The 17,314-nt window shown below is 59.9% G+C and carries 19 protein-coding genes; 15 read left to right on the top strand and 4 right to left on the bottom strand.

The window, feature by feature from the left end:
- Positions 1-38: 38 nt before the first annotated feature.
- Positions 39-830 carry a hypothetical protein gene (locus ASD95_RS11630; RefSeq protein ID WP_056721825.1) on the bottom strand — a complete coding sequence of 264 codons (792 nt, stop codon included), beginning with the start codon at positions 828-830 and terminating at the stop codon, positions 39-41.
- A gap of 88 nt (positions 831-918) precedes the next feature.
- Positions 919-1,917 (bottom strand): alpha/beta hydrolase, encoded by a 999-nt coding sequence (locus ASD95_RS11635; protein ID WP_056721827.1) that lies wholly within the window; start codon positions 1,915-1,917, stop codon positions 919-921.
- Positions 1,918-2,000: 83 nt separating this feature from the next.
- Here ASD95_RS11635 and aroC point away from each other — a divergent pair, with 83 nt between their 5' ends.
- Genes aroC through mtnC form a run of 5 tightly spaced genes read left to right on the top strand, consistent with a single transcriptional unit; the run spans position 2,001 to position 6,144 of the window.
- Positions 2,001-3,092, top strand: coding sequence for a chorismate synthase (gene aroC / locus ASD95_RS11640; RefSeq protein WP_056721828.1), 1,092 nt, complete (start codon positions 2,001-2,003; stop codon positions 3,090-3,092).
- Between the two features lie 29 nt (positions 3,093-3,121).
- Positions 3,122-4,273, top strand: a complete 1,152-nt coding sequence (locus ASD95_RS11645; RefSeq protein ID WP_056721830.1) for an MFS transporter — start codon at positions 3,122-3,124, stop codon at positions 4,271-4,273.
- Positions 4,270-4,890: a methylthioribulose 1-phosphate dehydratase gene (locus tag ASD95_RS11650; RefSeq protein WP_056721832.1), complete on the top strand. Its 621-nt coding sequence runs from the start codon at positions 4,270-4,272 to the stop codon at positions 4,888-4,890. Before ASD95_RS11645 ends, ASD95_RS11650 begins: the two co-directional genes overlap by 4 nt.
- Before the next feature lie 20 nt (positions 4,891-4,910).
- On the top strand, positions 4,911-5,456 hold the full coding sequence (locus ASD95_RS11655; RefSeq protein ID WP_056721834.1) for a 1,2-dihydroxy-3-keto-5-methylthiopentene dioxygenase: 546 nt from the start codon (positions 4,911-4,913) through the stop codon (positions 5,454-5,456).
- A 4-nt stretch (positions 5,457-5,460) separates the two neighbouring features.
- Positions 5,461-6,144 (top strand): acireductone synthase, encoded by a 684-nt coding sequence (gene mtnC, locus ASD95_RS11660; protein ID WP_056721835.1) that lies wholly within the window; start codon positions 5,461-5,463, stop codon positions 6,142-6,144.
- A 134-nt stretch (positions 6,145-6,278) separates the two neighbouring features.
- Here the strand turns inward: mtnC and ASD95_RS11665 are convergent, their stop codons facing one another.
- Positions 6,279-6,557: a DUF3509 domain-containing protein gene (locus tag ASD95_RS11665; RefSeq protein WP_046042946.1), complete on the bottom strand. Its 279-nt coding sequence runs from the start codon at positions 6,555-6,557 to the stop codon at positions 6,279-6,281.
- Between the two features lie 370 nt (positions 6,558-6,927).
- Here ASD95_RS11665 and ASD95_RS11670 point away from each other — a divergent pair, with 370 nt between their 5' ends.
- From ASD95_RS11670 to ASD95_RS11715, 10 genes are all read left to right on the top strand, one after another.
- Positions 6,928-8,766, top strand: coding sequence for a long-chain-acyl-CoA synthetase (locus ASD95_RS11670; protein ID WP_056721837.1), 1,839 nt, complete (start codon positions 6,928-6,930; stop codon positions 8,764-8,766).
- Between the two features lie 97 nt (positions 8,767-8,863).
- Positions 8,864-9,382: an ankyrin repeat domain-containing protein gene (locus ASD95_RS11675; RefSeq protein WP_056721839.1), complete on the top strand. Its 519-nt coding sequence runs from the start codon at positions 8,864-8,866 to the stop codon at positions 9,380-9,382.
- A 154-nt stretch (positions 9,383-9,536) separates the two neighbouring features.
- The gene (locus ASD95_RS11680) at positions 9,537-10,067 is read left to right on the top strand and encodes a hypothetical protein (RefSeq protein WP_056721841.1); all 531 of its coding nucleotides are present in this window, start codon (positions 9,537-9,539) and stop codon (positions 10,065-10,067) included.
- An 80-nt stretch (positions 10,068-10,147) separates the two neighbouring features.
- Entirely contained in the window at positions 10,148-10,339 is a 192-nt protein-coding gene (locus tag ASD95_RS11685) for a PLD nuclease N-terminal domain-containing protein (RefSeq protein ID WP_046042941.1), read from the top strand.
- Between the two features lie 276 nt (positions 10,340-10,615).
- The gene (gene speE, locus ASD95_RS11690; protein WP_056721843.1) at positions 10,616-11,491 is read left to right on the top strand and encodes a polyamine aminopropyltransferase; all 876 of its coding nucleotides are present in this window, start codon (positions 10,616-10,618) and stop codon (positions 11,489-11,491) included.
- A 265-nt stretch (positions 11,492-11,756) separates the two neighbouring features.
- On the top strand, positions 11,757-11,990 hold the full coding sequence (locus tag ASD95_RS11695; RefSeq protein WP_056721845.1) for a hypothetical protein: 234 nt from the start codon (positions 11,757-11,759) through the stop codon (positions 11,988-11,990).
- 210 nt (positions 11,991-12,200) lie between these two features.
- Entirely contained in the window at positions 12,201-12,545 is a 345-nt protein-coding gene (locus tag ASD95_RS11700) for a ribonuclease E inhibitor RraB (protein WP_056721847.1), read from the top strand.
- A 365-nt stretch (positions 12,546-12,910) separates the two neighbouring features.
- Complete coding sequence (locus ASD95_RS11705) at positions 12,911-14,320, top strand: circularly permuted type 2 ATP-grasp protein (RefSeq protein WP_056721849.1); 1,410 nt, start codon at positions 12,911-12,913, stop codon at positions 14,318-14,320.
- Between the two features lie 12 nt (positions 14,321-14,332).
- On the top strand, positions 14,333-15,283 hold the full coding sequence (locus ASD95_RS11710) for an alpha-E domain-containing protein (protein ID WP_007971901.1): 951 nt from the start codon (positions 14,333-14,335) through the stop codon (positions 15,281-15,283).
- Positions 15,280-16,089, top strand: a complete 810-nt coding sequence (locus tag ASD95_RS11715) for a transglutaminase family protein (RefSeq protein WP_056721851.1) — start codon at positions 15,280-15,282, stop codon at positions 16,087-16,089. Before ASD95_RS11710 ends, ASD95_RS11715 begins: the two co-directional genes overlap by 4 nt.
- A 120-nt stretch (positions 16,090-16,209) precedes the next feature.
- On the opposite strand, the gene ASD95_RS11720 is transcribed toward ASD95_RS11715, so the two are convergent.
- Entirely contained in the window at positions 16,210-17,031 is an 822-nt protein-coding gene (locus ASD95_RS11720; protein ID WP_056721853.1) for a c-type cytochrome, read from the bottom strand.
- Positions 17,032-17,314: the final 283 nt, after the last annotated feature.

Genomic DNA, 17,314 nt, shown 5'->3' on the forward strand with positions numbered 1-17,314 from the left:
ATTCCTGTAGGAGCTGCCGCAGGCTGCGATCTTTTGATTCAACGGTGCGTAGCAATCCAGATCAGCAGCCCCGCCTGAAACACCGCAAACGCCACCAGGCAGGTGATGGTGAATCGCAGCCCGGCGTCTTCGCGTTTGTACTTGCTGACTTTCTCTTCGTGTTTCTTGAGTTTGACTTCCTGCTCGGCCAGGTTCTGCTCGGCTTGCTGGAGCATCTGCGCCGCCTCGAGAATTTCCACGACCTGCAGTTTTTCGCTGTTCCACTCGCCAGAGAGGTCGCCGACCTTGACCGCCTTGACGCTGCCTTTCAAATGCTGGGCATCGGCATACACCACGTCGAACCCATGCACGCGCAAAAAATGATCGCGACGCAAGCGGGTGTCTTCGTTCAGTGCATCCTTGTTGTTCAGGTCAAAGCCGTCGACGGTGTAGGTCGGCCAGCGCTTCTTTGCCCAGTTGATGCCCTGGGCCGCCATGTAGCGGCCAATGCCACGGTTCAGCGGTTCAATCTGCAATCCGCTTTCCGGTCCGAAATGCACGCGTTTTTCGGCGTGATCGACCCACACGTCCAGATGATTCTGCTCCTTGCGTACGCGCTGGCCGGGCAGGGTGATGCTCATGCGCATCAGGCTGTGCGCCTTGTCGTTGCGCTCGGCATAGCCTAATTCGACAAAGCGCAATGGGCGCCCGCCAGTGTTGCGGTCAGTCTGCAGCGGCGCCAGACGGAGCATCTTGTGGTGCTCGACGTGGACGTCCGCCCAGGGTAGCTCGACCGCTGGCGGTGCGTCTTTTTCAGCGCTGGTGTCGGGTGAAGTCTGGGTGTCAGTCATAACGGCGAGATCCTGTCCAAGCTCAGCTTGTCGCCAACCAATGTGTTGGCGACAAAGGCTTATCGGCCGTTTTTTTCAAGACTGGAGGTTAACTGGCGCGAAGTCCGTCAATAAAACCGAGGATTCGCGTGCCCAGTTCCGCCGCCAGGGGTAACTGCGGGTCTTTATAGGAGGCCATCTGGCGTTTGACGTCGTTGGGCACGATGCGCATGACGTGGTTCATGCCCTCGATCAGCGCCAGTTCGGCGTCCGGTTTGGCCGCCTTGAGCAGCCTTGCGTCATTGACGCCGACCTGGATGTCGTTGCTGCCCTGGATGATCAGTGCTGGCATCTTCAGCTTGGCAAATGCCGTGGCCGGGTCCTGGCGGAACAGGGAAATCAGGTAAGGCTGCACGCTCGGGCGGAAAATCGCCTGCAAGGGTGGCGGCACATTGTCGTCGGGTTTCCCGGCCTTGAGGCTGTCGAGCAATTCATTGCTGCGCAGCATCAACGGTGGTGGCAGGCGATTGCCCAGTTGCTCGCGAATGACCTGATCCACTGGCCTTGCGCTGCCCGAGACAGAAATCACCGCGTCGGCATCGATGTCCGGCGCAGCGAGGCTGGCGATCAAGGCGCCTTCGCTGTGACCCAGCACGATCAACTGGCCGAAACGCGGATCGGTCTTGAGCTTGCGGCCCCAGGCCTGAGCGTCGGCCACATAGGCGTCCACCGTCAGATTGCGTTCATCCGGGGTTGCCGCCAGGCTTGCGGCCACGCCGCGCTTGTCGTAGCGCACGCTGGCGATGTTGTGTTTGGCCAGCACCCAGGCCAGACGCTTGAGGCTGTCATTGCGCCCGCCGTCGGTGTTGTTTCCGTCACGGTCCGTAGGGCCGGAACCGGAAATGATCAGCACAACCGGCACTCGATTGTCGGACTTTGGCAGCAACAATGAGCCGAAAAGCTCGCCGGTGCCGGTATCCAGGGTGATCGGTCGTTGCAGGACAGTCGCCTGGGCGAAGCCGGAAATCATTGTAAGGCTCAAGGCTAGAACTCGCAGCATCATCGCGCCATCATCAAGAAGATGCCGGTTGGACTCACAGGCACCCATAAGGTTCGAGGATGAACTACTTGGGTAGCCTGCGTATACTGGCGCGCATTACGTATTCAGGTTCATTTCACGGAGCGTCCTGCATGTCCGGCAATACCTACGGCAAGCTGTTCACTGTCACCACCGCGGGCGAAAGCCATGGCCCGGCGTTGGTCGCCATTGTCGATGGCTGCCCGCCGGGGCTGGAGATATCCCTTGAGGATCTGCAGCGTGACCTGGACCGCCGCAAGCCCGGCACCAGCCGCCACACGACCCAGCGCCAGGAAGCCGACGAAGTCGAAATCCTCTCCGGCGTGTTCGAAGGCCGCACCACCGGTTGCGCCATCGGCCTGTTGATCCGCAATACCGACCAAAAGTCCAAGGACTACTCGGCGATCAAGGATCTGTTCCGCCCGGCCCATGCCGACTACACCTACCACCACAAGTACGGCGAGCGTGATTATCGCGGCGGCGGCCGCAGTTCGGCCCGCGAAACCGCGATGCGCGTCGCGGCCGGTGCGATTGCGAAAAAATACCTGGCCAGCCAGGGCATCGTCATTCGCGGCTACATGAGCCAGCTGGGGCCGATTGAAATCCCGTTCAAGACCTGGGAATCGGTCGAGCAGAACGCCTTCTTCAGCCCGGACCCGGACAAGGTGCCGGAACTGGAAGCCTACATGGACCAGTTGCGCCGGGACCAGGACTCGGTCGGCGCGAAGATTACAGTGGTCGCCGAAGGCGTGATGCCGGGCCTGGGCGAGCCGATCTTCGACCGTCTCGACGCCGAACTGGCCCATGCGCTGATGAGCATCAACGCGGTCAAGGGCGTGGAAATCGGCTCCGGTTTCGCCAGTGTCGCCCAGCGTGGCACCGAGCACCGCGATGAAATGACCCCGGAAGGTTTCCTCAGCAACAATGCGGGCGGCATTCTCGGCGGTATTTCCTCCGGTCAGCCCATCGTTGCGCACCTGGCGCTGAAGCCGACATCGAGCATCACCACACCGGGTCGTTCCATCGACATCCATGGCAACCCGGTGGAAGTGATCACCAAGGGCCGTCACGATCCGTGCGTGGGCATCCGCGCCACGCCGATTGCCGAGGCGATGATGGCCATCGTGCTGATGGATCACCTGCTGCGCCACCGTGGGCAGAACGCCGATGTGCGTGTGAGCACGCCGGTGCTGGGTCAGCTGTAAATGGCTGGCATCATGGTCGCAGCCGTCTGATGGCGACTGCGGCGCTCCCGTACTGGCGGCTCTCCAGTTTCTATCTGTTCTATTTTGCCTTGCTCGGTTCGACAGCGCCGTTTCTGGCGCTGTACTTCGATCACCTGGGGTTCAGCGCCGCGCGCATCGGCGAGTTGGTGGCGATCCCGATGCTGATGCGCTGTGTGGCGCCGAACATCTGGGGCTGGCTGGGCGACTACACCGGTCGGCGGCTGACCATCGTGCGCATCGGCGCGGTGTGCACGCTGCTGACCTTTTCGCTGATTTTCGTCAGCAAGACCTACGCCTGGCTGGCGATGGTCATGGCCTTGCATGCGTTCTTCTGGCACGCGGTGTTGCCGCAGTTCGAAGTCATCACCCTGGCGCACTTGCAGGGCCAGACCTCGCGCTACAGCCAGATTCGCCTGTGGGGCTCGATCGGTTTCATCATCACCGTGGTCGCGCTGGGCCGTTTGTTCGAATGGCTGAGCCTGGATATCTACCCGGTGGCGCTGGTGCTGATCCTGGCCGGCATCGTGGTCAGCAGTCTGTGGGTGCCTAACGCGCAACCGATTCAGGGTGAACGGTTGACCGGGGAGGGATTCCTCCAGCAACTGCGCAACCCCGGTGTGTTGGCGTTTTACGGCTGCGTGGCGCTGATGCAAATGAGCCACGGGCCGTATTACACGTTCTTGACATTGCACCTTGAACACCTGGGTTACAGCCGGGGCGTGATCGGCATGCTCTGGGCGGTCGGCGTGGTCGCTGAAGTTTTGATGTTTCTGGCCATGAGCAAGATCCTCGCGCGGTTTTCCTTGCGCCGGGTGCTGATGGCGAGTTTTCTGCTGGCGGCGTTACGCTGGTTGCTGCTCGGGTCGTTGGCCGAATTCCTTTGGGTATTGCTGTTTGCCCAGGTGCTGCACGCGGCGACATTCGGCAGCTTTCACGCCGCTGCCATTTCATTCGTGCAACGTAGCTTCGGCGCGCGCCAGCAAGGCCAGGGCCAGGCGCTGTATGCCGCGTTGGCCGGCACCGGCGGTGCGTTGGGCGCTTTGTATTCCGGCTACAGCTGGAATGCCCTCGGCGCGGCATGGACCTTTAGTATTGCCAGTCTCGCAGCCGTCGCGGCTGCCGTTATCATTGCCACACGTATGCAAGAGGACAGGCCATGAGCCTTACCCGTGAACAACTCGCCCAGGAAATCATCGACGCCGGGCGTTTTCTGTATGGCCGCGGCTGGTCGCCGGCCACCAGCAGCAATTACTCGACCCGCCTGTCGCCGACCGAAGCCTTGCTGACCGTCTCCGGCAAGCACAAGGGACAACTGGGCATGGACGATGTGCTGGCCACCGACCTGTCGGGCAACAGCCTGGAGCCGGGCAAGAAACCGTCCGCCGAAACCCTGCTGCACACCCAACTCTACAGCTGGCGCCCGGAGATCGGTGCGGTGCTGCACACCCACTCGGTGAACGCCACCGTGCTGTCGCGCCTGACGTCGCAAGACTTCATCGAGTTCGAAGACTACGAACTGCAAAAGGCCTTCAGCGGTGTGACGACCCACGAATCCCGGGTGCGCGTGCCGATTTTCGACAACGACCAGGACATTGCGCGCCTGGCCGCCAAGGTGCAGCCTTGGCTCGACGCCCATCCCGATTGCGTCGGTTACCTGATTCGCGGCCATGGCCTGTACACCTGGGGCGCGCGCATGAGCGATGCCCTGCGGCAGATCGAGGCCTTTGAATTTTTGTTCGAGTGCGAGTTGAAGATGCGCTCGCTCTTTAAAGCATGAACCGTTAAGGAGTTGCCCAGATGAGCAGCCTGTCCGTCTATCACGTTTCCAGTCCTGAAATCCCCAACAAGGTGCTGACCCATTTCGAAGACATCGCCTCGACCCTGGCCGAGCAGGGCGTTCGTTTCGACCGCTGGCAAGCGGCGGCGAAGATCCAGCCGGGCGCCAGCCAGGAAGAAGTGATCGCCGCCTACCAGGAGCAGATCGACAAGCTGATGACCGAGCACGGTTACGTCACTGTCGACGTGATCAGCCTCAACAGCGATCACCCGCAAAAAGCCGAACTGCGTGCCAAGTTCCTCGACGAACATCGCCATGGCGAAGATGAAGTACGATTTTTCGTCGCTGGCCGTGGCCTGTTTACCCTGCACATCGACGATTACGTCTACGCGGTGCTGTGTGAGAAAAACGACCTGATCTCGGTGCCAGCCGGAACCAAGCACTGGTTCGACATGGGCGAACATCCGCATTTCGTCGCGATCCGTCTGTTCAACAACCCGGAAGGTTGGGTAGCCAATTTCACCGGCGAAGACATCGCCAGCCAATTCCCGCGCCTGGAGGACTGAGTCGATGCCGATCAAAGCGATTCTCACCGACATCGAAGGCACCACCAGCGCGGTGAGTTTTGTGTTCGACGTGCTGTTTCCCTACGCTGCCAAACACTTGCCGGCATTTGTCCGTCAGCACGCCGAGCGCGCCGATGTGGCAGAGCAACTGGCTGCCGTGCGCCGCGACGGCAACGAACCGAACGCCGACGTCGAGCGGGTCATCGAGATCCTGTTGGGCTGGATCGCTGAAGACCGCAAGGCCACGCCGTTGAAGGCGTTGCAGGGCATGGTCTGGGAACAGGGCTATCAGGCCGGGCAGTTGAAGGGGCATGTGTACCCGGACGCCGTTGACGCACTCAAGCGCTGGCATCGGGACGGCTTTCAACTGTTTGTTTACTCGTCCGGCTCGATCCAGGCCCAGCGGTTGATCTTCGGCTGCTCGGAGGCAGGGGATCTCACGCCGTTGTTCAGTGGTTACTTCGATACGACGTCAGGGCCCAAGCGCGAGGCGCAGTCCTACGCCAACATCAGCCAGGCGATCAGCATTGAGGCGGGGCAGATCCTGTTTCTGTCGGACATCGTCGAAGAGCTCGACGCGGCGCGCACGGCGGGGATGGCTACGTGCGGGCTGGCTCGCGAGGGTGGGGAACTGGCGGGGCATGTCACCGTGGACAGCTTTGCGCGGATCGATCCTTCAGCGTTCTAAACACCGGACAACCTGTGGGAGCGGCGGTGCGGCGATCCGACTTGCTCGCGAAGAGGGCGTGTCAGTCAACATCAACGTTGAATGACACGCCCTCTTCGCGAGCAAGCCCGCTCCCACATTTTTTTCTCATTTTTTTATAGTGAGTGATAGGTCGGCAGCGCAAACCGTTGCTGGCTCTGCAGCATGGAAATCTGCGGCAGTTCACTGGCTTGTTCGGCGAGGTCGCGGCGAATCGCACTGATGACCCACGTCAGTTGGTCGCCATTGTGCAACTGCTGGTAGGAAATCGAACGCTTGAACACTTTGCCTTCGCCGCCGCTGAGGGTCAGCAGGATCCCACCGTCAGGGCGGGCCTGGGTGGTGACTTCGAAGTTGGAGAACAGGGACGAAAATTTTTCCTGAATCAGGTTCATGTCTTTCAGCTCCGTTAGCTCTTGAATGGCAAGCATACGGAGAGGGTTGCAGTGATTGTGCCAGCCTTGGTTTTCTATAAATCAATATATAAAACAACAAGTTAGTATCGTTGGTGATTTTTGCTTTCGTGCATTCTGCATGAACGGCCATCGTGCATCCTGCATTTTGCGCGGTCGCTCGGCGATTCGATGGAACCATTGCGTGTGCGAGGGTTCACGATTGGCCCTGTATCAACCGCGGATCAAGATCGCAGATCAAGATCGCAGATACAAAACATTTCAAAAACCGCGTGTACAGCTCAAGAACCGTTGACGTATTTTCGGGCTCAGTCATCGCAGCCCGACAATAAAAAGATCGAACGGGAGCAACATGAGTCGCACGTCGAACGACACGATTACCTGGGGCATGATGCTCCGCAAGCTGCCTTCCATTGCCAAGGCCATCCCCCGGGTGGTGAAGGGCATGAAGGCCGCCAACGTCAAGGACCCGACCCAAGCGTGTGGTTTGGGCTGGAGTTTCGAGCAAGCCACGTTGCGTAACCCGGATGGCCCGGCGCTGTTGCAAGGCGACGTAATGCTCAGTTACTCCGAGGTCAACCAATGGGCCAATCGCATCGCCCATCACCTGATCGGCCAAGGCATCGGCAAGGGGGATGTGGTGGCGGTCTTCATCGAGAACCGCCCGGAACTGCTGGTGACCATACTGGCGGTGGCCAAGGTCGGCGCAATCAGTGCGCTGCTCAATACCTCCCAGACCCGCGACACCCTGGTGCACAGTGTGAATCTGGTGGCGCCGGCGGCGATCATTGTCGGTGAGGAGTTGGTCCCGGCGTACCTCGGAGTGCGTGACCGGGTGTCGATCAAGGCTGACCGAACCTGGTTCGTCGCCGATCAGGACACCTCGCGCCAACCGGGTATCGCGCCTGAAGGTTTCATCAACCTGATGACCGTCAGTCTCGACGATGGCAGCGACAACCCGGCCAGCAGCCGGCAGATTTTCTTTGATGATCCCTGCTTTTATATTTACACCTCGGGCACCACGGGGTTGCCCAAGGCGGGCGTGTTCAAGCACGGACGCTGGATGCGCAGTTCGGCGAGCTTCGGCATGATCGCCCTGGACATGCGCCCCGACGATGTCGTCTATTGCACTTTGCCGCTGTACCACGCCACGGGCCTTTGCGTGTGCTGGGGTTCGGCCGTCAGTGGTGCCAGCGGGTTCGCCATCCGCCGCAAATTCAGCGCCAGTCAGTTCTGGAACGATGCGCGCAAGTACCGGGCGACCACCATCGGTTATGTCGGCGAATTGTGCCGCTACCTGGTCGATCAACCGTCCAGCGCCGACGACAGCCGGCACGATGTGAAGAAAATGATCGGCAACGGCTTGCGGCCCGGCGCCTGGAACGAGTTCAAGACCCGCTTTGCGGTCAATCACATCTGCGAGCTGTACGCCGCCAGCGACGGCAACATCGGTTTCACCAACATTCTCAATTTCGACAACACCATCGGTTTTTCCCTGATGTCCTGGGAGCTGGTTGCGTACGACCACGACAGCGGCGCGCCGATTCGTCAGGCCAATGGCCTGATGCGCAAGGTCGCCAAGGGCGAGCAGGGGTTGTTGCTGGCAAAAATCGACGACAAGGCACCCCTGGACGGCTACACCGATCCGCAGAAAACCGCCAAGGTTGTGCTTGAGGATGTGTTCGAAAAGGGCGACCGCTACTTCAACACCGGCGACCTGTTGCGCAACATCGGCTTTGGGCATGCGCAGTTTGTCGACCGCCTGGGCGACACCTACCGCTGGAAGGGCGAAAACGTCTCGACCACGGAGGTCGAAAATATCCTCCTGCAACACCCGCTTATTTCCGAAGCCGTGGCCTATGGCGTGGAAATCCGCAACACCAATGGCCGGGCCGGGATGGCGGCGATTACCCCGGCCGAATCCCTGGCAACCCTGGATTTCAGCGAGCTGCTGGCCTTCGCCCGCGAGCAAATGCCGGCCTATGCGGTGCCGTTGTTCCTGCGGGTGAAAGTGAAAATGGAAACCACCGGGACGTTCAAATATCAGAAGACCCGACTCAAGGACGAGGCCTTCGACCCGGGTAAAACCGGCGATGATCCGATCTATGCCTGGCTGCCGGGGACGCAGACTTACGTGCAGGTCACGGAGCAGTTGTTGTCCGACATTCATGACGGCAAGTACCGCTATTGAATCTGGCTATGGCGGCCCATGAGAAAAAACAAGTGACAGTGCCGGGGGCGCTCGGGAAACTGTCGGCTTTTACGAATGACAGAAAAGGGAGTGCCCAATGTCAGACAAAAGCCGCCAGATGACCCCCGAAGAAGCCGCCGAATTCACCGAACAGGTATTCAACAAGGCACGGGAGGGCGATGCGGCGATGATGGCCGCGCTGCTGACCAAGGGTTTACCGCCGAACCTGCGTAACCACAAGGGCGATACCTTGCTGATGCTGGCCGCGTATCACGGTCACGTGGACACGGTAAAAGTCCTGCTGGAGCACAAGGCCGACCCGGAGATCCGCAACGACAACGGCCAGAGCCCGATTGCCGGCGCCGCCTTCAAGGGCGACCTGGCGATAATCAAGGCCTTGGTCGACGGTGGCGCGCAGGTTGAAGGCTCGTCCTTCGATGGCCGCACGGCGCTGATGATGGCGGCAATGTTCAATCGCGTCGAAGTGGTCGACTACCTGATCAGCAAGGGCGCCGACCCGAAAGCCAAGGACGCCAATGGCATCACTGCGCTGGAGGCGGCTAAAACCATGGGCGCTTCCGATACCGTTGCGCAGCTTGAGAAGCTGATTGGCTGATTGCTTTAAAAGATCGCAGCCTTCGGCAGCTCCTACGGGTGTACGCCACTCAATGTAGGAGCTGCCGAAGGCTGCGATCTTTTTTGGGCATTCGAATCTATCCTTGCGGTATCCTTCGCGCCCTCAAAATTCACCTCGCTACAGGATCCTCCCCATGAAAGCCGCACTCGTCGAACTCATCAGCAAAATCAGCTCCGGGTGCATGGGCGAAGACGAAATCCTCAAGGTTGCGGACGAAGCGGCCCGGGCATACGCCGATCAGGATGCTTTTCTGAGCGCCAATCCGGACATCAACTACGACGAAACCTTCCCGATCCCGCTGGGTGAATGGGTGGTGGTTGGCAGCCTACCGGAAACGGTACTGTTCCAGGCTGACACCTACATGGACCTGTTCGCCCAGATCGTCGCCTCATTCGGCCCAGGGGTGGAGTTCAATCTCAAGCCCAAGCAACTGGCCAAGACCGAAGCCCTGACCGCGCTCAACCGCATCCAGGTGCAGATGAGTAGCATGAACAAGGAAAATGGTGGCTACACGCTGATGAATTTCAGCCAGTTGCTCGATGACGAATTGCAGGTGGTCCTGGTCTACGGCAATGACGTGCCACGGGTGCTGGAATTGTGCGCAGAAGCGGGCATCGCAGCCGCGCCATCCCTGGAAGCCCTGAAAGTGGCGATCCACGTCTGACCCAGACACTGTCAATAAAAAGGAATCCTCGCGACGAGCGTCTATCCTGAGGGGGCATATCACTCTTTGGGAGCGTCACCATGGGTTCCACGTTCAACAGCCTGGTTGCCTTGATCATTTTTGTCCTGGACATCTGGGCCATCATCAACGTCTTCAAAAGCAGTGCCGAGACCGGGATGAAAATCCTCTGGGTACTGCTGATCGCGCTGTTGCCGGTACTGGGACTGATCATCTGGGCCATCGCCGGGCCGCGGGGCAATGTCAAACTCTGACGGATTTCCCACAAACAACACCGACCCTGTGGGAGCGGCGGTGCGGCGATCCGACTTGCTCGCGAAGAACGATTACGCGGTTCGCCGACAAACCGAGTTGCCTGCTTCGCGAGCAAGCCCGCTCCCACAGGATTGTGGCAAGTCGAACAAGTGAGGTTCGACCTGTCATGTTCCGCGACGTAGAATGCGCGCCTTTCCCGGTCAATCGAGACACTCGATTGGCCATCATGGGCGGGTAACCGTCCGTTGCCACCCGCATTCATCGGAGCACTTCCCATGAGCAACACCCCGACCAGCGACTACCTGGAAACCCTCTACGAAGGCTACGGCCAGCGTTTTCGCATGGAAAAACTGCTGCACGAAGTGCGCACCGAGCACCAGCACCTGGTGATCTTCGAAAATCCGCGCATGGGCCGCGTGATGGCGCTGGACGGCGTGATCCAGACCACCGAAGCCGACGAATTCATCTACCACGAAATGCTGACCCACGTGCCGATCCTGGCGCACGGTGCGGCCAAACGCGTGCTGATCATCGGCGGCGGTGACGGCGGCATGTTGCGTGAAGTGGCCAAGCACCGCAGCGTCGAGCACATCACCATGGTCGAGATCGACGGCACCGTGGTCGACATGTGCAAGGAATTCCTGCCGAATCACTCCAAGGGCGCGTTCGATGATCCACGCCTGAACCTGGTGATCGACGACGGCATGCGTTTCGTCGCCACCACCACTGAAAAGTTCGACGTGATCATTTCCGACTCCACCGACCCGATCGGCCCGGGTGAAGTACTGTTCTCGGAAAACTTCTACCAGGCCTGCCACCGCTGCCTGAACGAAGGCGGCATCCTGGTGACCCAGAACGGCACGCCATTCATGCAGATCGAAGAAGTGAAGACCACCGCCGGTCGCCTGCGCAGCCTGTTCCCGGACTGGCACTTCTATCAGGCCGCCGTGCCGACCTACATCGGTGGCTCGATGACCTTCGCCTGGGGCGCCACCAATACCGCTTATCGCAAGTTGTCCCGCGAAACCCTGCAACAGCGCTTCACGGGCAGCGGCATAGTCACCCGCTACTACAATCCTGAAATCCACATCGGCGCCTTCGCCTTGCCTCAGTACGTGCTGCAGGCGGTGAACAAGCCAAGCAACGACTGATAGGTTGAAACACAAAACCTGTGGGAGCGGCGGTGCGGCGATCCGACTTGCTCGCGAAGAGGGACGGTCAGCTGAAATCAAGCTGGCTGACACACCGCTTTCGCGAGCAAGCCCGCTCCCACATGGTTTGCGCTTGGTGGGTTACAAAGGGTGTTGAGAGTGATTTTCACATCCGTCGACGTGTTTGACTCGGCGGAACAATTAGTCAGCTAACAAGGTCGAGATAGAGGTAAGCCCATCCATGGGTTTTATCGAGGAGGCACCAATGCAAAAGTGGAAAGTCACTTTCGTGGATGATCATGGCGAAACCATCGACGAAGTCTTTGAGTGCACCGAGCGCCCGGACTACGAGCGTGCTGCCAAGCTCATCAAGGCCCGGCTTCTTCCTGTCGCCGCCGAACTGGATCTGAACGATCTGGAAGGGCGGACCAATGACGCGAGCGTCAAAGAGCTCAAGTCCCAGAACAGCATTCAAATCCTCGACATTACTCCAATCTGAACGATACCTGTCGCATTCATATCCAGGCCTTGGCAGAGGCTCTATCTTGAGGCTACTCTGCAAGCGAGATCAGCGAATGAATCGCTAAGGTCTGGTCTTGTCAGCTCCATGCTTGTTTCCCGCCGGCACATCGTTTGCCGTCGCTCGCGCTGTTCGGTTGCGGGTGAGGGAGTACGGAAAGTCTATCCATCGTTTTGAGGAGGACGTTTCATGAGCACAGCCTATCAAGAAGACATCAGCAGCAGTGTGCTGCGCCGCATGAAAGAAGGCGGTTTTGACTTTTCCCGGTTTCATCCCATCGAGTTCTACGCCATTTTCCCGGACGAGGAGCGGGCACGCAGGGCGGCAGGTCATTTCCACCGTGGTGAATCCCTGGATGCGCAAGTCAGTGCGCGCGACGACGGCGCCTGGGCGCTGGAACTGTGCAAGGTCATGTATGCCACCTACGACGATATCGGCGACTTCGAACAGGGTTTCGAAGCAGTGGTCGAGCCTCTGGGCGGCATTATCGAAGGCTGGGGTGTGAAGCAGGAGGTACGAGGGCGACTCGCATAACCTTATGAACAGTGACAACCAGCAATGACGGCTGACCTTCGGGTTGGCCGTTTTCATTTGTGGGCGTTGGACACCAAAAAAAAGCCGCCAGGGCAGGCGGCTAAAAGGGAAGTTCGGTGAGCTTTTCAGCGAATGCCTGGATTATCCGCATCCGTTGCCGGGCAGTGAAATCAACTCTGGCTATGCTGGTGATAGGCGACCACCACGCCTTGCAATGAAGCGGGGGCGATCAGGTTGGGGCATTTACCGCACAGGATTGGTGCGGCGCGTGCGCGTTGATTACCCAACTGATTGAAATTTAAGCGTTTATGCCGATGGCACGGGCCTTGCGAAGGTCTGGACGTCCGAGTGACAAGGAGTACGGCATGATCCGCACCTATTTTGATGAGATGTACGATGCCGGCGGACAGGTCCGCCCGCATTATCGGGAGTTTGCCCGTTGGCTGGCCGAGACGCCTGACGAGCTTCTGGCACAACGGCGACGCGAGGCCGATCTGCTGTTTCATCGCGCCGGGATTACTTTCACGCTCTACGGTGATGAGCAAGGGACAGAGCGCCTGATTCCCTTCGACACCATCCCCCGCAGTATCCCCGCCAGCGAATGGCGGATAGTCGAGCGCGGGTGCATCCAGCGGGTCAAGGCGTTGAACATGTTCCTCGCCGACCTTTACCACGAGCAGCGCATCATCAGGGCCGGCATCATTCCGGCCGAGCAGGTGCTGGCCAACGAGCAGTACCAGTTGGCGATGCAAGGGCTGGATCTGCACCGCGATATCTATTCGCACATCTCCGGCGTCGACCTGGTACGCGACGGCGACGGCACCTACTACGTTCTTGAAGACAATCTGCGAACACCGAGCGGCGTCAGCTACATGCTCGAAGACCGCAAGATGATGATGCGCCTGTTCCCCGAGCTGTTCGCGGCGCAACGCATTGCCCCCATCGACCACTACCCGAACCTGCTGCTCGATACCCTGAAAAGCTCAAGCCCGATCGATAACCCGAGCGTGGTGGTGCTGACGCCGGGGCGCTTCAACAGTGCGTTCTTCGAGCATGCGTTCCTGGCGCGGGAAATGGGCGTGGAGCTGGTGGAAGGCGCGGACCTGTTCGTGCGTGACGACAAGGTCTACATGCGAACCACCGACGGGCCGAAAGCCGTCGACGTGATCTATCGTCGCCTCGACGATGCGTTCCTCGACCCACTGGCATTCAACCCGGAATCGATGCTCGGCGTGCCGGGGCTGCTGTCGTCCTACCGTTCCGGCAACGTGGTGCTGGCTAATGCCATCGGCACGGGGGTGGCGGACGACAAGTCGGTGTACCCGTTCGTTACCGACATGATCCGTTTCTATCTCGATGAAGAGCCGATCCTGAAGAACGTTCCTACGTGGCAATGCCGTAATCCCTCTGAGCTTTCCCACGTGCTGGCCAACCTTCCAGAGTTGGTGGTCAAGGAAACCCAAGGCTCCGGCGGGTACGGAATGTTGGTGGGGCCGGCGGCGACGGCGGCGGAAATCGAAGCTTTCCGCGCGCGGATCATCGCCAAGCCCCATGCATATATCGCGCAACCGACGCTGTCGCTGTCGACCTGTCCGACCTTTGTCGAAAACGGCATTGCGCCACGCCATATCGACTTGCGGCCGTTTGTCCTGTCGGGTCGTGAAACCCGGGTCGTTCCCGGCGGCTTGACCCGTGTCGCCTTGCGCGAAGGCTCCCTGGTGGTCAACTCCTCCCAGGGCGGCGGAACCAAGGACACCTGGGTGGTCGAGGATTAAAGGAAGCCTGTCATGTTAAGTAGAACTGCCTCGGATCTGTATTGGATGTCACGTTATCTGGAGCGGGCGGAAAACCTCGCCCGGATGCTCGATATCAGCTATTCGCTGTCGCTGATGCCGCAGGACGGTCGCGGCGACGGTTTGCACGAACTGGCCATGCCGCTGTTGATCACCGGCACCCTGGACGATTACCTGGAGCGCCATGGCGAGCTGCATGCCGAACGCCTGCTGCATTTCTTTGCCCTGGATGCGGCCAACCCGGCGAGTATCTACAGCTGCCTTGGTGCCGCACGTGCCAGCGCCCATGCGGTACGTGGGCGCATCACCGCCGACATGTGGGAAAACATCAACGCCACCTGGCTGGAAATTCGCGGCATCGCCGAACAAGGCCTAAGTCGCTACGGCATGAGCCGTTTCTGCGAGTGGATCAAGGAACGTTCCCACCTGTTCCGGGGCGCGTCCTACGGCACCATCATGCGTAACGATGCGTTTCGCTTCATTCGTCTGGGGACCTTTATCGAACGGGCGGACAACACCTTGCGCCTGCTCGATGCCCGCTACGAAATGGCCGGCGACCAGGCCGAAGCGGTCAGCGATGGCACCGCTCACGCGTATTACCAATGGAGCGCGTTGTTGCGGGCGTTGTCGTCGTTTGAGGCCTACACGGAAATCTACCGCGACGCCCCCGGCGCCCGGCATGTTGCCGAATTGCTGTTGCTGCGGGCCGATGTACCGCGATCCCTGCGCGCCTGCACCGAAGAAATCGACCAGATCCTCGCGCAATTGCCGGGGGCCAACGGTCGTCCCGCACAACGCCTGGCGGCGGAAATGGACGCACGCCTGCGCTACACCGGCATCCATGAAATTCTCGAAGAAGGCCTGCACGCCTGGCTGACCGAGTTCATCCCGCTGGTGCGCCAGTTGGGTAACGCGATTCACAGTTCTTATCTGGAGGCCGCATGAGACTTTCCATTAGCCACGAGACCACCTATCACTACGAAGACAAGGTGCGGGCGAGCATCCAGTATCTGCGCCTGACTCCCCACGACAGCGAGCGCCAGCACGTGCTCAGCTGGCAGCTCGACCTGCCGCGTCCGGTGCGGGCGCAGCTCGATCCGTTCGGCAACATCCTGCATGTGCTGACCATGGACGAGCCCCACGAGGCGATCATCATCGGCGCCCGTGGCCAGGTCGATATCGACGAATGGCGTGAGGCCGAACACGAGAGCCAGTCGGCACTGCCATTTCTGCGCTTTACCCGTTTGACCGAAGCCGACGCCGCCCTGCGGGCGTTTGCCGAGAAGGAATGCAAGCAACGCCGCGACCGCACGGCGCTGATCGATCTGATGCACGGCCTCAACCAGCATATGACCTACACGCCGGGCTCCACGGAAGTGGATACCAGCGCGGCCCAGGCCTTTGCCGGAGGCTCCGGCGTGTGTCAGGACCACACCCACGCGTTTCTCGCCTGCACCCGCAGCCTGGGCATTCCAGCGCGGTATGTGTCGGGCTACCTGTACAGCGAGAACAGCGAACATCTGGCCAGTCACGCCTGGGCGGAAGCCTGGCTGGATGACGCCTGGTACAGCTTCGATGTGACCAACGAACTGGCCCGACCGGAGCGGCACCTGAAACTGGCGGTGGGCCTGGATTACCTGGATGCCTGCCCGGTGCGCGGGATGCGCCGGGGCGGCGGGTGTGAGCAGATGCACGCCAAGGTGCTGGTTTCACCGACGCCGGTGCCGGTGATTTCTGTGCAGCAGCAGTAGGCGCGATACCAAGGAACCTTGTGGGAGCGAGCTTGCTCGCGATGGCGTCATTTCAGTCAATACTTTTGTGACTGATACACCGCTATCGCGAGCAAGCTCGCTCCCACAGGTACGATGTTGTTACGGCTTCACCTTGCGCCCAACCATATGCTGCAAATACCCCACCAGCATCCCCAGATCCCCATCCGGCAACACCTCGGCCGGGAACCCGGGCATCTTCGCCTGCGGCCACTGACGCAAACTTTGTGGATCGCGAATGTAGCGCTTGAGGAAGTCCGCGCCGAAGTACTCGGTCGGGTTGTACGGAATATTCAGGTCCGGCCCGAATTGCGCATCCCCGGCGCCATTGAGTCGATGGCAGGCCAGGCAGTTCTTCTGGAACAACGCAAAGCCCTTGTTCACCGGATCATCCGCCTTCAATGCCGGATCGGGCAGCAGGGCAGGGAAGCGCTCGGTGACGGGCGCCAGGCGTTTGATGCTTGCCACCTGGAACGGCCATTGTTCGGGGCTGATATTGCCTGCCTGCGGATTGCTCCAGACCAGATAGAACGGTCCGGCGCCCGGCTTGCCTTCCGATAGCGGTGGCCAGGGTTTGGCTGGGTCTTCAATCGCCAGCCACGCCTGTGCACCCTGGGTTTTGAGCAACGGCGCGGCTGTCATTTCGGCGGCAAAGCCATCCAGCGCCACGGCCTGCAGGTGGTCTTCAGGCTTGATGCCGTCCAGCAGTGCGGACAGCGGCACGGCGCGGTAACTCATGTCCCGCTTGTAGGAAACGTCGTTGCTGATGTTGATGGTTTGGACCTGAGGATGCTTGAGCAATTGCTCGGTCTGCCAGGTGCGACTGTTCGCGCCCAGCTCCAGGTTCAGTTGTGCGGCATACAGGGGCGAGCCGAACAGCGTGGCCCCAAGCAGAATGAGCATTTTCAAGTGATCGCCGTCCATGTCGTGCAGGTGCCGCAAAGATTGGCACAGCCACGCTGGCCCGGGTAGCGGGCCAGTCACATTTTGAGAGTGGCAATTCAAAAACTGTGACGCCGTATCTTTTAGACGCGACTAGCCGATGACCTTGGTCAGGTTCGGCAATATCAACAACAGCGTGGTGGCGAAAAGGATGAGCCCGGCTTGACGAACTTTCGATTGTTTGAACATGGCTTGACCGCCTTTTTTGTTATTTCCTGATGCCTGCCCGCATAGCTCCATGATGGCAGCGCGTTGCACTTCCTGT

This window comes from Pseudomonas sp. Root71, from assembly GCF_001429045.1.
Lineage (GTDB): Bacteria > Pseudomonadota > Gammaproteobacteria > Pseudomonadales > Pseudomonadaceae > Aquipseudomonas > Aquipseudomonas monachiensis.